This is a genomic window from Sphingomonas sp. DC4900, from assembly GCF_049896485.1.
Classification (GTDB): Bacteria; Pseudomonadota; Alphaproteobacteria; order Sphingomonadales; family Sphingomonadaceae; genus Sphingomonas; species Sphingomonas aquatilis.
This window is the reverse complement of sequence record NZ_JAFCUK010000005.1, coordinates 1-14,102: the sequence shown is the minus strand read 5'-3', so window position 1 is coordinate 14,102 and position 14,102 is coordinate 1. Positions and strand designations below refer to the sequence as shown.

Here is a 14,102-nt window from a genome sequence, read left to right as displayed (position 1 = left end):
GCGGCACTGCTTACCGATGCATCTCGCCCGGCGCCAGCCGTAGCGTCAGCGGCCGAGGAAGGTCAGCAGATCGTTGGTCAGCCGGTCGCCATGCGTGGCGAACAGGCCGTGCGGCGCGCCGTCATATTCGACCAGTTGGCTGTCCGCGATTGCCTCCGCCGCGGCGCGGCCGGTCGCATCGATCGGCACCGTCACGTCGGACGTACCGTGGATGATCAGCGTCGGCACGCGGAACGCGCCGAGATCGGGGCGGAAATCGGTGTGGCCGAACGCCTCGGCGCAGGCGAGCGTCGGCTTCAGTCCCGCCTGCATCGCGGTCGCCGTCGCCGCATCCAGCACCGCATCGCTCACCGGATGGCTGATCACGCCCACGCCGAAGAACTGCTTGAAGAAGGTGCTACGGAAGAAATGCGCCCGATCCTTCTGAATGTTCTCGCCGATCTCGGCCAGATCCGCCTCGGCGACGCCATTCGGATTGTCCTCGGTCTTCAGCATATAGGGGACGACCGATCCGACCAGCGCGGCAGCGATCACGCCCTTGCCGCCATGACGGCTCATGTAGCGCGCGACCTCGCCGCCGCCCATCGAGAAGCCGACCAGCGTCGCGTCGCTGTCCGCGCCGGTGGCAGCCATCACGTCGGCGAGATCGTCGGCGAGCGTGTCATAATCATAGCCGCTCCACGGCTGTCCCGACCGTCCGAACCCACGCCGGTCATAGGCGATCGCGCGGAAGCCCGCGTCCGCCAACGCCATCATCTGCGGGTCCCAGCTGTCCGCTGACAACGGCCACCCATGGATCAGGATCACCGGCCGGCCGGAGCCCCAGTCCTTGACGTAAATATCGGTGCCGTCGCGCGTTTTAATATAGGGCATGGCGATCATCCTCTCAGGCAATGCGCTGCCCCAACGAGGGGGATCGGGCGGCCGTTCCGCAACTTAGATCACATTTCCGCGCAACCGCACGGATAGCCATCGGCAGCTGAAGGGGGTGGCGCCATCGGGTCCGGCCTGTCAGGATCGGCCGCGACAAGCGCCGGAATGGCGGAGTGGAGACGGATATGACGGTGAGGGTCAGGGCATCCCTGTTGGCGATGGCGATCGCGGCGACGGTATCGGCAGGCTGTTCGCGCGGCGCGGCGCCCGCCGCCAACCAGGCGGCCACCGCGTCCGCGCCGAAGCCCGTCGCCACACCCAGCAATTGGGCGCGCTTTCGCGACGGCTTCATCGAAAGCTGGTTCCGGATCGATCCCGCCTTCGCGGTGTATGAAGGCCGCCACGATTTCGACGGTCAGCTGCCCGACTGGAGCGCGGCGGGGCTGAAGCGGCAGTCCGAATTCCTGCACCAGACGATCGATCGCGCCAAGGCGTTCGGCGACGCCGATCTATCGCCGCAGGACCGGTTCGAGCGCGACTATCTGGTGCGCGTTGCTGAGGGCAAGCTGTTCTGGCTTGACGACGCCGACCAGCCGCACAGCAACCCGGCCTATTATGTCGGCGGGGGCCTCGACCCCAACGTCTATATCGCGCGGCCCTATGCCGATGCGCCGACGCGGATGAAGGCGGTGATCGCCTTCCTGCAACGCGTGCCGGCGGCGGTCGGCAACATCCGCGCGAACCTGAAGACGCCGATGCCGCTGTCGTTCGTGAATTACGGGGTGGCCGGCTTTAACGGCTTTGCCGATTATTACGGCGGCGACGCAGTGAAGGCCTTCGCCGCTGTCGACGATCCCGCGCTACAGGAGCAGCTCAAAACCGCCTCCGCCGCCGCCAGCGAAGCGATGCGCGGCCTCGGCACGTGGCTCGCGTCGCAGCGCGGCAGCGCAACGCAGGATTTCGCGCTCGGCGCCGATCGCTTCCAGCGGATGGTCCGCGCGACCGAGGGCGTCGACGCCTCGCTCGACCAGCTCGAAGCGGCGGGCCGCGCCGATCTGAAGCGCAATCAGGACGCGCTGACCGCTGCCTGCGCGCTCTACGCCAAGGGCAAGACGATCCCGCAGTGCATCGACAAGATGAACGCCGACAAGGCGCCCGACGGCCCGGTCGCCGAAGCCCGCCGCCAGATCCCCGAGCTCCGCGCCTTCGTCGTCAAGCACGACCTCGTCACCATTCCCGGGACCGAAGAGGCGAAGGTCGAGGAAAGCCCGCCCTACAACCGTCAGAATTCCGCCTATATCGATCCCGCGGGGCCGTTCGAAAAGAACGTGCCGTCGGTCTATTATATCTCGCCGCCCGATCCGGCGTGGGACAAGAAGACGCAGGACGCGTTTGTGCCCGGGCGCAAGGACCTGCTGTTCACATCGATCCATGAGGTGATGCCGGGCCACTTCCTCCAGTTCCTGCATTCGAACCGGGCCAAATCGCCGATCGGTCGCCTGTTCGTCGGCTACGCCTTTGCCGAGGGGTGGGCGCATTACGCCGAAGAGATGATGTGGGAGGCCGGCATCGATAACGGCAAGCCCGAAACGCACATCGGCCAGCTCAGCAACGCGCTGCTGCGCGACTGCCGCTTCCTGTCCGCCATCGGACTGCACGCACGCGGCATGACCCAGGCGCAGAGCCTCCAGATGTTCCGCGAACAATGCTATCAGGACGAAGGCAATGCGCGCCAACAGGCGGCGCGCGGCACCTACGATCCCGCCTATCTCAACTACACGATGGGCAAACTGCTGATCCGCAAGCTCCGCGACGACTGGACCGCCAGCCGCGGCGGGCGAAAGGCGTGGAAGGCCTTCCACGATCAATTCCTCAGCTACGGCGGCCCGGCTATCCCCCTCGTCCGCCAGCAGATGATGGGTGAGGACACCGCCCGGGCGGTGTTCTGATCTCGCCTCCCCCGTCACCCTGGGCTCGACCCAGGGCCCCGCTTCTCACGCGCATCGGGAGTAGAAGCGGGACCCCGGCTCTTCGGCCGGGGTGACGGAATGTGGTTAAATGCCCACCGCGACGTATGCCGCGTTCTGATCGTACAATTCCTCCCTCGCTTCAGCGGGGGAGGGGGACCGTTCGCCGGAGGCGAATGGTGGAGGGGGCATTTCCGCACACGCCGAACTCGCCTCATCCTCCCCCCTCCGTCAGCTTCGCTGCCACCGCCCCTGGCGGGGGAGGACTGCACGATCTACCGCGACACCTGCGTGCCCGGCTGCTCATCCTCCGCCTCGTCACTGCGCGGATTGCGGATCGACGGACGCAGCCGGGCAAGACTGCACAGGCCCGCCACCAGCGACAGCCCCGCAGCGACCAACGGCGGGGTCGAGGTCGCGCCCACGCCCATCGCCAGCAGGGCCGCGACCAGTGTGGCGCCGGTCGTCTGGCCGACCAGCCGCACCGTGCCGACCAGCCCGCCGGCCGCCGCCGCCCGTTCGCGCGGGGCGGATCCGATAATCAGCCGCGCATTGGGCGGCAGGAACAGCCCGAACCCCGATCCGCACAGCGCCATCCGCCACGCGATATCGACATAGGTCGCATCCGCCGGCAGCAGCGCGATCAGCATCAGCGCGACGATCGATACCGCCATGCCGATGCCGCCCAGCAGCCCCGCGGGCACGCGGTCGGACAGCCAGCCCGCCAGCGGCGCGACGATCATGTTGGTCAGCGGCCACGGCGCGATCGCCGCGCCCACCGCGGCGGCGCTCCAGCCATAACCGTGCGTCAGCCGGAACGGCGTCGACAGCAGCAGCGTCATCGAAGCGGTGAAAGCGGTGTATGCGCCGATGGCCGACAGCGCGATCACGGGCTTCGCCAACAGATCGACCGGCAGGATGGGCTTGGCTTCGCCCCGCTCGCGGCGGATGAACACCCAGCCGATCGCCGCGCCGACCCCGACGATCGCGGCGGAGACGACCGGGCTGTCGCCATGTACCGCGCTCTCCGCCCCGGAAATGACCAGGCCGATCATGCTCGCGCACATCACCGCGCCGAGTACGTCGAACGGCTCCTTGCGCGGCTGCGGCGCGGGCAGGGCGCGGCCGAGGACCAGGCTGATGATCGCGAAGGGCACCGCGCTCGCGAACACCCACGGCCATGGCGCGATCCCCAGCACCAGACCGCCCAACGTCGGTGCCAGCGCGGCCGAACTCGACACGACGACCGAATTGATGCCCAGGCCACGGCCGAGCTGCGATGAGGGATAGATCGAGCGGATCAGCGCCGACGACACGCTCAACGCCGCCGCTGCGCCCAACGCCTGCGCTGCTCGCACCACCAGCAGGAACGGCAGGCTTTTGGCGAAGAAGCACAGCACTGTCGCCACGGTGAACAACAGCTGCCCGAACTGATAGGTGCGCTTCAGCCCGAACCGGTCGCCGAGGCCCGCAAAGGGCAGGATCATCATCGCGAGGATCAGCTGGTAGACGGTGACCACCGACACCACCGCACTGCTGCCGACGTGCAGGTCCGTCGCGATCGTCGGCAGCGCGACCGTGGCGATGCCGCCATCAATGATCGTCAGCGCGGTGCCGGCCGAAATCGCCCCGATCGCCACGAAGCGACGGGGCAGGGGCAGGCCATCGCCGCTTTCGCGTGCCGGTGCCTTGCCCGTGGGGCCATTGCCCGGCACAACCGGTCCATCACTGCTCGTAGCACCCCTGGGAGATTGCACCCCGATGATCGTCCGCACGCTGCTGATCGCCTCCACCATGCTTGCCGCGACCTCCGCCTTCGCGCAGAGCACGCCCGTGACCGATACCGATCCCTATATCTGGCTGGAAGACAAGGACGGCGCCAAGCCGCTCGCCTGGGTCGAGGCCGAAAACGCCCGCACGCTGCCCCGGTTGCAGAACGATCCGCGCTACCAGGGCTTTTACGCCGACGCGCTGGCGATTGCCTCTGCGAAGGATCGCATTCCGATGCCGAACCAGCTGTTCGGCCGCATCTACAATTTCTGGCGCGACGCCGATCACCCGCAGGGCATCTGGCGCTGGACGAGCGAGGCGGATTACGCAGCGCCGCAGCCCAAATGGACCGTCGCGCTCGATCTCGACGCGCTGTCGAAAGCCGAGGGCAAGAAGTGGGTGTGGAAGGGCGCAAGCTGCCTCCATCCCGAAGAGCGCCTCTGCCTCGTCGCATTGTCCGAAGGCGGCGAGGACGCGATCAGCTATCGCGAGTTCGACCTGGCGACCGGACAGTTCGTGCCCGGCGGTTTCTCGCTACCCAAGTCGAAGCAGGGCGCGAGCTGGCTCGACAAGGATACGCTGCTCGTCAGCCGCGACTGGGGCGCCGGCACGATGACCGGATCGAGCTATCCCTTCGTCGTCAAGATGGTGAAGCGCGGCCAACCGCTGGATGCCGCCAAGGAAATCTTCCGCGGCGCGCCGACCGATCAGCTGGGCACCTATGCCGGCGTGATGACCGACGGGCAGGGCCATCGTCTGGTCACGATCGAACGCCGCACCACCTTCTTCGGCGGCGAGACGCATGTCTGGACGCCAGAGGGCACGAAGAAGCTCGACATTCCGGCGCGTACCTTCCCCGCCGGCATGGTCGCCGGGCAGGTGCTGTTCCAAACCAGCGATCCCTGGGGCGCCGTTGCCGCCGGCTCGGTCGCCTCGGCCCCGCTCGCCATGGTCGAAAGCGGCCGGGTGACGCCGACGATATTGTTCGCGCCCAATCCGCGCCAATCGGTGGACGAAGTGGTAACGACCAAGGACCATGTCGTCCTGATCTATAACGACAATGTGCGCGGTCGCGCGGCGGTCTACACGCCGGGCAAGGCGGGCTGGACCGCGCGGCCGATCGCCTTGCCGGACAACGTCTCGCTCGGCGTCGCCAGTGCCGACGATCGCAGCGACCACGGCTATATGACCGTCACCGGCTTCCTGACGCCGACCACGCTGCTGCCGCTCGACGCCGCGACGGCGAGCGTCGGCAAGCCGGTCAAGACGCTGCCGCCCAAGTTCGATTCGGCAGGTCTGGTGGTCGAGCAGCATGAGGCGACGTCGACCGACGGCACCAAGGTCCCGTATTTCATCGTCCACCATAAGGACATTCCGCTCAACGGCAGCACGCCGACGATCATGACGGCCTACGGCGGCTTCGAGCTGCCGATGCTGCCCGCCTATTCGGCGATCACCGGCAAATTGTGGCTGGAGCGCGGCGGCTCCTACGTGCTCGCCAACATCCGTGGCGGCGGCGAATTCGGTCCCGCCTGGCACGATGCCGGTCGCAAGACCAAGCGCCAGATCATCTACGACGATTTCGCCAGCGTCGCGAAGGACCTGTTCGCGCGCAAACTGACCAGCCCGCAGGAGCTGGGCATCTACGGCGGCTCGAACGGGGGCCTGCTGATGGGTGTCGAGTTCAACCAGCACCCTGACCTGTGGAAGGCGGTGACGATCCAGGTCCCGCTGCTCGACATGATGCGCTACGAACAGATCGAAGCGGGTAAGTCCTGGGTCGACGAATATGGCTCGGTCGACGTGCCGGCAGAAAAGGCGTTCCTCCGCACGATCTCGCCCTATCAGAATATCAAGAAGGGGGTGGCGTACCCCGAACCCTATATCTGGACGACGACCAAGGACTACCGCGTCGGCCCGCAGCATGCCCGCAAGTTCGCGGCGCGCCTGAAGGAATACGGCCTGCCGTATCTGTTCTACGAAGACACCGCCGGCGGCCATTCGGGCGATGCCGACATCGAACAGGGTGCGCGTCTGCAAGCGCTGCAGATGACCTATTTCGCGCAGAAGCTGATGGGTCCGGCGCAGCCCGCAAAATAATCGCCGCTGCCTCCCCGGTTTCGGCCGGGGAGCCTTGGCGGAGGGAGTGGGATTCGAACCCACGGTAGGCTTCCACCTACGGCGGTTTTCAAGACCGCTGCCTTAAACCACTCGGCCATCCCTCCGTGTGGAGCGCCCGAATACGCGCACCGCGCTTGTCCGTGCAAGCCCCGCGACGATAGGAGGTTCACGCGGGATGCCGGCTGTGGCACCTGCGAGGGCATGTGGGGGCATCTGATGACGCGCGGGCTGAAGGCCGGTTTGATGGCGACGATCTTGGCGATGGCTTCGGCCGGACCGGTCGTGGCGCAGGACGAGCAGGGCTTCCAGTCCTATCTCGGCACGCTGCGCGCGCAGGCGTTGTCCGAGGGTGTCACGCGTCGCACGGTCGACGAGGTATTCCCGACGCTGACACTCAGCGAGCGGACGATCGAGCTCGACCGCGCGCAGCCGGGCAATCCGGGCCGCACCGCGACGCCGCCGTTCGCGCCCTATCGGATCAGCCACGTCGATGCCGCGCGGATCGGCCGCGGGCGCAGTACCTATCAGGCGCAGCGGGCGCGTCTCGCCCGTGTCGAGCGGGAGACGGGCGTCCCCGAATCGATCATGGTCGCGATCTGGGGCCATGAAACGAATTACGGGGCTTACACGGGCAATTTCGATCTGCTTCGCAGCCTGGCGACGCTCGCCTACGAGGGCCGTCGGCGCGAGCTGTTCGCCAGCGAGTTCATCGCCGGCCTGAAGATCCTCGATCGCGGCATTCCGCGCGAGCGACTGAAGGGCAGCTGGGCAGGCGCCACCGGCAATCCGCAGTTCCTGCCCTCGGTCTACCTGCGCCTCGCCCGTGACGGCGATGGCGACGGGCGCGCGGATATCTGGACCAGCCCGGCGGATACGCTCGCCTCGATCGGCAATTATTTTGAGAACGCCGGTTGGCGGCCGGGTCAGCCCTGGGGCATCGCGGTGCGCGTCCCCGCCGGCTTCGACCGCGCCGCCCTGACGACGCGCATGGTCTCGCCACGTTGCCCGCGGGTGTTCGAGCGGCACAGCCAGTGGCGGACGATGGCCGAATGGCGCGCACTCGGCCTCGTGCCGCAGGGCAGGGGCTGGCCCGCCGACAGCGTGCAGGCGACGCTGATCGAACCGGATGGCCCCAATGCCACCGCCTATCTGCTCACCAGCAATTACCGTGTAATCCTCGATTACAATTGCTCGAACTTCTACGCGCTGTCCGTCGGCCTGCTCGCCGACGCGGTTGAGGGCTGACGCGGCGCAGTTGCGGCGCTATGCCTGACCCATTCCACCCCTATTACCCTGCCGAAAGCCGAACCCGACGTCATGAAACCGCTGATCGCCGCTCCCTTCGCCATCGTCGCGCTCGCCATGCCCTCCGTCGCTGCGGCGCCACAGTTCCAGGGCATCGCGCCGATCGCCTTCATGCAGGATCTGTCGTCGGGCGCGGTGCTGTATCAGCGTGACGCCGACCGCCGCATGCCGCCCGCGTCGATGGCGAAGATGATGACGGTCTATGTCGCCTTCGACATGATCAAGAAGGGCGAGCTGAAGCTCGACCAGATGATCACCGTGCGCCCCGAGACCTGGGCCAAGTGGCATGGGCCGCAGGCGGGATCGACCATGTTCCTCTCGCCCAACGAAAACGTCAGCGTCGAGAACCTGCTGAAGGGCATCGTGACGCTGTCGGGCAACGACGCCTGCGTCGTGCTGGCCGAGGGTATTTCGGGCACCGAGCAAACCTTCACGGACCGGATGAATGCGCAGGCGAAGCGCCTTGGCCTCACGAACAGCCACTTCGGCACCGCCAACGGCTGGCCGGACAATGGCGTCACCTATGTGACCGCGCGCGACCTCGCGCATCTGGCCACCGCGACGATCCAGGATTTCCCGGATCTCTATAAGCGCTTCTACTCGCTGCCGAACTTCACCTGGGGCAAGACGCTGGGGGCAGGGGCCGACATCACGCAGGCGAATCGCGATCCGTTGCTGGGCCGCGTCGCCGGCGCCGATGGCCTAAAGACCGGCCATACCGAAGAGGCCGGCTACGGCTTCACCGGCTCTGCCGAGCAGAACGGCCGACGTCTGGTAATGGTCGTTGCAGGGCTGACGTCGTCCAAGGATCGCGCCGAGGAATCGGTGCGCTTCATGGAATGGGGCTTCCGCGCATGGCAGGCGAAGCCCGTCGTCGCGGCGGGCAAGCAGGTGTCGACGGCCGAGGTGCAGATGGGGAGTTCCAGCAACGTCGGTCTGGTCGCGCCGCGCCAGCTGACCGTCACGCTGCCCGCTGGCGCCGTGCCGCAGATGAGCGCCAAGGTCGTCTACGAAGGTCCAATCAAGGCGCCGATCACCAAGGGCCAGCATATCGCCGACCTCGTCGTGACGTCGCCCGATCTGCCCGAACAGCGCCTGCCGCTGGTTGCGGACAAGGACGTCGGTCAGGCGGGCTTCTTCGGTCGCGCCTGGGCAGGGCTGACCTCGTTCTTCGGTTGATCGCGCAACCGCGATGACCGCGTTGTTCGGTAATGCCGAGGCGCAGGAGGCCTTCGCGGCCGCCCTGCGCAGCGGCGTGCTGCATCACGCCTGGTTGCTGGTCGGGCCGCAAGGCGTGGGCAAGGCAAGCTTCGCCGAGATGGCGGCGTTGCGCATGCTGGCCGAGGCGAGCGCGAGCGGGGTAAGCGCGCCGGGACTGAGGGTGCCCGACGATCATCCCACGCGCGCCTTGGTGGAGGCCGGGTCGCATCCCGACCTACGCATCCTGCGCCGTCTGCCAAAGGATGCCGACAAGCCCGATCAGGATATCGCGCGGTCGATCAGCATCGCACAGGTGCGCAGCCTGCAACCGATGTTTGCGACGACGCCGTCGATGGGCGCACGCCGCGTCGTCATTATCGACGCGGCCGACGATCTCGAGCGCAACGGAGCCAATGCGCTGCTCAAGAACCTGGAGGAACCGCCGGTGGGAACGGTGTTCCTGCTGGTAAGCCATGCCCCCGGACGATTGCTCCCGACGATCCGCTCGCGATGCCGGGTCCTGCGCTTCGGCGCGCTCGACGAAGCCGACATGCGCCGTGCGTTGCATGACGCGTTGCCCGATGCCGAGAGCGACGAGATCCGGACGTTGATCGCGGCGGGGGAGGGCTCGCCGGGACGCGCGATCCGTTATGCGGGGCTCGACGTTGCCGGCCTCGACACCGCGATCGCCGCGATCGCCACCGACGGCGATCCGATGAACACACGCCGGGCGGCGCTTGCCAAGGCGCTGGCGGGGAAGGGGAATGCCGCGCGCTACGAAGTGTTCCTCGATCGGGTTCCGGCGATCATCGCACGCGAAGCCCGTGAACGGGCGGGAGTGCGCTTGAAAGCCGCGCTCGACGCTCAGGCTGCTGCGCGCGATCTCGCCGGGGCGGCGATGGGCCTGTCGCTCGATGCTCAGGCGACGGTGTTCGAGATGGCGGCGATCGTCGCACGGCTGCGCTGACGCCGCTTCACCTCGCCGGATCGATCGACTAGGGAAGCGCGCTATGGCCGATCCCTATTACATCACCACCGCAATCCATTACCCCAACGGCCGTCCGCACATCGGCCATGCCTATGAAATGATCGCCGCGGATACGATCGCGCGGTTTCAGCGGCAGGCGGGGCGCGACGTGCGCTTTCAGACCGGCACCGACGAACACGGGCTGAAGATGGCACAGACCGCGCGCACCCGCGGGATCGACGTGCGCACTTTCGCCGACGAAATGTCGTCGTATTTCAGCGCGATGGCGGACACGCTTAATATCTCGTACGACCGTTTCATCCGCACCGTCGAACCCGATCACTATGCGGCCAGCCAGGCGATCTGGCAGGCGATGCACGATGCCGGCGACCTGTACCTCGATCGGTATGAGGGCTGGTATTCGGTGCGCGACGAGGCCTTCTACGACGAGAAGGAACTCGTCGAGGGGGAAGGGGGCGCCAAGCTGTCGCCTCAGGGTACGCCCGTGGAGTGGACCGCCGAAGAAACGTGGTTCTTCCGCCTGTCGAAATATCAGCAGCCGCTGCTCGACCTGTACGCCGCCAACCCCGATTTCATCCGCCCCGAGGCGCGCCGCAACGAGGTGATGCGCTTCGTCGAGGGCGGTCTGTCGGACTTGTCCGTGTCGCGCACCAGCTTCGACTGGGGGGTGCCGGTGCCCGACAGCCCCGGGCACGTCATGTATGTGTGGGTCGATGCGCTGACCAATTATTTGACCGGTGCCGGTTATCCCAACGATGCCGAGACGATGGCACGCTTCTGGCCCGCCGATTTGCATCTGATCGGCAAGGACATCACGCGCTTCCATACCGTCTACTGGCCGGCATTCCTGATGTCGGCGAACCTGCCGCTCCCGAAGCAGGTTTTCGCGCACGGCTTCGTGCTGCACCGGGGCGAGAAGATGTCGAAGTCGGTCGGCAATGTCGTCAGCCCCGACGAACTGACCGATGCGTTCGGGGTCGATGCGGTCCGCTATTTCCTGCTGCGCGAGGTCAGCTTCGGACAGGACGGCAGCTATTCGGCCGAGGCGATCGTGACGCGCGTCAATGCGGAGCTCGCCAACAGCTTCGGCAATTTGGCGCAGCGCACGCTGTCGTTCATCGCCAAGAATTTGGATGGCGCGATGCCGGATGCCGGGCGCAGCGATCCGGCGGACGCGATGCTGATCGAGGAGATGGTCGTCGCCTGCGCCGGACTTCGTACGGCATTCGACGATCTGATGCTGAGCCAGGGCATCGAGGCATGGATGCGCGGGGTTTTCGCGTGCAATCAGTATATCGATGCTCAAGCGCCTTGGGCGTTGCGCAAAACCGATCCTGATCGGATGCATGCGGTGCTAGGCACGCTGGTGCGGGCGATCCGGATGCTGGCGATTGCGATCCTGCCCGTCGTGCCGCAATCGGCTGGCAAGGTGCTGGATCAGCTCGGCGCGGACGAGCGTGACCATGCCGCGATCGACGACGATGGCTGGTATGGCCGCCAGCAGGCCGCGGGCTTTACGATCGCACCGCCGTCGCCGGTCTTCCCACGGCTCGAACTGCCTGCCGCCGCGGCATGATGTTCGCCGACAGCCACTGCCACCTCAATTACAAAGGGGTGTTCGAGCAGCAGGGTGACGTGCTCGCCCGTGCCCGATCGCGTGGGGTGGGGGCGATGCTCAATATCTCGACGCGCGAAAGCGAATGGGATGCGGTGGTCGCCACAGCAGAGCGCGAACCCGACGTCTGGGCTTCGATCGGTATCCATCCGCACGAGGCCGATCAGCATTCCGACGTCGACATCGCGCGCCTCATCGACCGAGCGGCGCATCCGCGCATCGTCGGCATCGGTGAATCCGGACTCGATTATTACTACGATCATTCCGATCGTGCCCGCCAGCAGGCGAGCTTCCGCAGCCATATCGGAGCGTGTCGCGAAACAGGGCTTCCCCTCATCGTCCACACCCGCGATGCGGAAGAGGACACACTGGCGATCCTGCGCGATGAGATGAAGCAGGGGGCCTTCACGGGAGTCATTCACTGTTTCACCGCAAGCGGCGCCTTCGCCGACGCGGCCCTGGAACTCGGGTTCTACATCTCGATCTCGGGGATCGTGACGTTCAAGAATGCGCGCGACCTGCAGGAGACGGCGGCCCGGCTGCCGATCGAACGGCTGCTGATCGAAACCGACGCTCCATTTCTGGCGCCGGTGCCGCATCGCGGCAAACAGGGCGAGCCTGCTTTCGTCGCGGACACCGCGACCTTCCTCGCCCAGCTTCGCGGCGAAGCGATCGAAGAATTGGCGGCACGAACCGCGGATAACTTCTTCAGTTTGTTCAACAAGGCGCGCGCGTGAAGGTTCGCATTCTCGGATCGGGCACGTCATCGGGCGTGCCGCGGATCGGGAACGACTGGGGCGCTTGCGACCCCAATGAGCCACGTAACCGGCGTACGCGCGTATCGTTGCTCGTCGAGCATGACGACACGCGTATCCTGGTGGACACAGGCCCCGACATGCGGGAGCAATTGCTTGCAGCCGATGTGTCGACGGTCGACGCGATCCTGTGGACGCATGACCATGCAGACCATTGTCATGGCATCGACGACGTTCGCCAGATTTTTCACGCCATGCGCCGGCCGGTCCCGGGCTATGCGCGGACAAGCACGCTGACGGCGCTCCGCGACCGGTTTGCCTACGTCTTCGCCGGCCGACAGGGCTATCCGCCGACGGTGGAGAGTGCCGTGTTGCCCGATAGGCTGACGATCGGTGCGATCACAATCGACGTCGTCGATCAGCCTCATGGCCATATCACCTCGGCAGGCCTGCGCTTTTCCGTGGGTAGCGCGGTGGTGGGATATGCCACCGACTTTCACGAGCTGACCCCGGCGATGCGCGCACTCTACACGGGGCTCGACGTCTGGATCGTCGATGCGCTCCGCTATGCGCAGCATCCGACCCATCCGCACGTGCCGGAGGTGCTCGACTGGATCGCAGAGCTTCGGCCGAAACGGTCAGCCTTTATACATATGGATCAGAGCATGGATTACGCCACGCTGGTCCGCGATCTGCCGCCCGGCGTCGAACCCGGCTACGATGGATTAGAATTCGTCCTATGAACCTCGACTCGGGCGGCCAGGCGGTCATCTATCTGCTGCTGCTCATCCTGCCGATCTCGGCGCTGATCGCCCGGCGGGTGCCGGTATTGAGAGTCGTTTTGTCGCTGGTCAGTTGGGCGGTGATCGCGGGGTTACTGCTGGTAGTGATCACCGAGCGCGAACGGTTCGACCCGTATCTGCAATATGTTACGCGGCTGCTGAAACTAGACGACCAGAATGTCGTCGGCGAAGAAACCCGCATCAGAATGTCTGCCGACGGGCATTTCTGGGCGAAAGTGACGATCGATGGTGTGAACCGGCGCATGCTGGTCGATAGCGGCGCTACCCTGACGGCATTGTCGACGGACACCGCGGCCGCCGCGTCGCTGGACGTGAGGGACAGCCTGATCCCGATCGTGCTCAATACGGCGAACGGGCGCATCGAGGCGCGGAGCGCGACGGTGCGAGACTTGAAACTCGGCGATATCGTCGCGCGCGATCTGCCTGTGGTCGTATCGCCCGCGTTCGGCGACACCGACGTCCTCGGCATGAACTTCCTGTCGAAGCTGAAATCGTGGCGGGTCGAGGGCAATACGCTGATCCTCGTACCGCATCATGACCAGAAATTTACATAATGTATATTATCAATCTTTCGGTGGACGCGCGATTGTAGACGCAACGTACAAATGGCACACTCCCGCTATTTAGAAAAGGCACAGCCGTTCTGCAGCGGGCCTCCGGTGCCATAACCATCCTCGGACATCGAGGATGTGTGAGCGATGACGG

General features: G+C 66.0%; 11 protein-coding genes and 1 tRNA gene. 9 read left to right on the top strand and 3 right to left on the bottom strand.

Features of this window, described 5'->3' with window-relative positions:
* Positions 1-45: 45 nt before the first annotated feature.
* On the bottom strand, positions 46-873 hold the full coding sequence (locus ACP690_RS07835) for an alpha/beta fold hydrolase (protein WP_147036614.1): 828 nt from the start codon (positions 871-873) through the stop codon (positions 46-48).
* A 218-nt stretch (positions 874-1,091) separates the two neighbouring features.
* Between ACP690_RS07835 and ACP690_RS07830 the strand changes: the two genes are divergently transcribed.
* Complete coding sequence (locus tag ACP690_RS07830) at positions 1,092-2,822, top strand: DUF885 domain-containing protein (protein ID WP_426260835.1); 1,731 nt, start codon at positions 1,092-1,094, stop codon at positions 2,820-2,822.
* A 293-nt stretch (positions 2,823-3,115) separates the two neighbouring features.
* Here the strand turns inward: ACP690_RS07830 and ACP690_RS07825 are convergent, their stop codons facing one another.
* The gene (locus ACP690_RS07825) at positions 3,116-4,555 is read right to left on the bottom strand and encodes an MFS transporter (protein WP_426260714.1); all 1,440 of its coding nucleotides are present in this window, start codon (positions 4,553-4,555) and stop codon (positions 3,116-3,118) included.
* A 46-nt stretch (positions 4,556-4,601) separates the two neighbouring features.
* Between ACP690_RS07825 and ACP690_RS07820 the strand changes: the two genes are divergently transcribed.
* Positions 4,602-6,710 carry a prolyl oligopeptidase family serine peptidase gene (locus ACP690_RS07820; protein WP_426289624.1) on the top strand — a complete coding sequence of 703 codons (2,109 nt, stop codon included), beginning with the start codon at positions 4,602-4,604 and terminating at the stop codon, positions 6,708-6,710.
* A 35-nt stretch (positions 6,711-6,745) separates the two neighbouring features.
* Here ACP690_RS07820 and ACP690_RS07815 read toward each other — a convergent pair.
* Positions 6,746-6,835 (bottom strand) — tRNA-Ser (locus ACP690_RS07815).
* A 139-nt stretch (positions 6,836-6,974) separates the two neighbouring features.
* Between ACP690_RS07815 and ACP690_RS07810 the strand changes: the two genes are divergently transcribed.
* The 7 genes from ACP690_RS07810 (at position 6,975) to ACP690_RS07780 (ending at position 13,951) form a co-directional block, all read left to right on the top strand.
* Positions 6,975-7,976, top strand: coding sequence for a lytic murein transglycosylase (locus ACP690_RS07810; protein ID WP_426260713.1), 1,002 nt, complete (start codon positions 6,975-6,977; stop codon positions 7,974-7,976).
* A gap of 72 nt (positions 7,977-8,048) precedes the next feature.
* Positions 8,049-9,215 carry a D-alanyl-D-alanine carboxypeptidase family protein gene (locus ACP690_RS07805; protein WP_017978821.1) on the top strand — a complete coding sequence of 389 codons (1,167 nt, stop codon included), beginning with the start codon at positions 8,049-8,051 and terminating at the stop codon, positions 9,213-9,215.
* Between the two features lie 13 nt (positions 9,216-9,228).
* Complete coding sequence (locus ACP690_RS07800; RefSeq protein ID WP_426260712.1) at positions 9,229-10,203, top strand: DNA polymerase III subunit delta'; 975 nt, start codon at positions 9,229-9,231, stop codon at positions 10,201-10,203.
* A gap of 43 nt (positions 10,204-10,246) precedes the next feature.
* Positions 10,247-11,800, top strand: a complete 1,554-nt coding sequence (metG, locus tag ACP690_RS07795; protein ID WP_426260711.1) for a methionine--tRNA ligase — start codon at positions 10,247-10,249, stop codon at positions 11,798-11,800.
* Positions 11,800-12,576, top strand: a complete 777-nt coding sequence (locus ACP690_RS07790) for a TatD family hydrolase (RefSeq protein ID WP_426260834.1) — start codon at positions 11,800-11,802, stop codon at positions 12,574-12,576. Before metG ends, ACP690_RS07790 begins: the two co-directional genes overlap by 1 nt.
* Positions 12,573-13,337 (top strand): MBL fold metallo-hydrolase, encoded by a 765-nt coding sequence (locus tag ACP690_RS07785; protein ID WP_426260710.1) that lies wholly within the window; start codon positions 12,573-12,575, stop codon positions 13,335-13,337. The genes ACP690_RS07790 and ACP690_RS07785 overlap by 4 nt, the downstream gene beginning before the upstream one ends.
* Positions 13,334-13,951, top strand: coding sequence for a retropepsin-like aspartic protease family protein (locus ACP690_RS07780; RefSeq protein WP_426260709.1), 618 nt, complete (start codon positions 13,334-13,336; stop codon positions 13,949-13,951). Before ACP690_RS07785 ends, ACP690_RS07780 begins: the two co-directional genes overlap by 4 nt.
* Positions 13,952-14,102: the final 151 nt, after the last annotated feature.

Excerpts from the sequence above, each read along its gene's own strand:
- ACP690_RS07790 (WP_426260834.1), top strand. The coding sequence starts at position 11,800 with ATGTTCGCCGACAGCCACTGCCACCTCAATTACAAAGGGGTGTTCGAG.
- ACP690_RS07820 (WP_426289624.1), top strand. The coding sequence starts at position 4,602 with ATGATCGTCCGCACGCTGCTGATCGCCTCCACCATGCTTGCCGCGACC.
- metG (WP_426260711.1), top strand. The coding sequence starts at position 10,247 with ATGGCCGATCCCTATTACATCACCACCGCAATCCATTACCCCAACGGC.
- ACP690_RS07835 (WP_147036614.1), bottom strand. The coding sequence starts at position 873 with ATGCCCTATATTAAAACGCGCGACGGCACCGATATTTACGTCAAGGAC.
- ACP690_RS07830 (WP_426260835.1), top strand. The coding sequence starts at position 1,092 with ATGGCGATCGCGGCGACGGTATCGGCAGGCTGTTCGCGCGGCGCGGCG.
- ACP690_RS07810 (WP_426260713.1), top strand. The coding sequence starts at position 6,975 with ATGGCGACGATCTTGGCGATGGCTTCGGCCGGACCGGTCGTGGCGCAG.
- ACP690_RS07780 (WP_426260709.1), top strand. The coding sequence starts at position 13,334 with ATGAACCTCGACTCGGGCGGCCAGGCGGTCATCTATCTGCTGCTGCTC.
- ACP690_RS07805 (WP_017978821.1), top strand. The coding sequence starts at position 8,049 with ATGAAACCGCTGATCGCCGCTCCCTTCGCCATCGTCGCGCTCGCCATG.
- ACP690_RS07800 (WP_426260712.1), top strand. The coding sequence starts at position 9,229 with ATGACCGCGTTGTTCGGTAATGCCGAGGCGCAGGAGGCCTTCGCGGCC.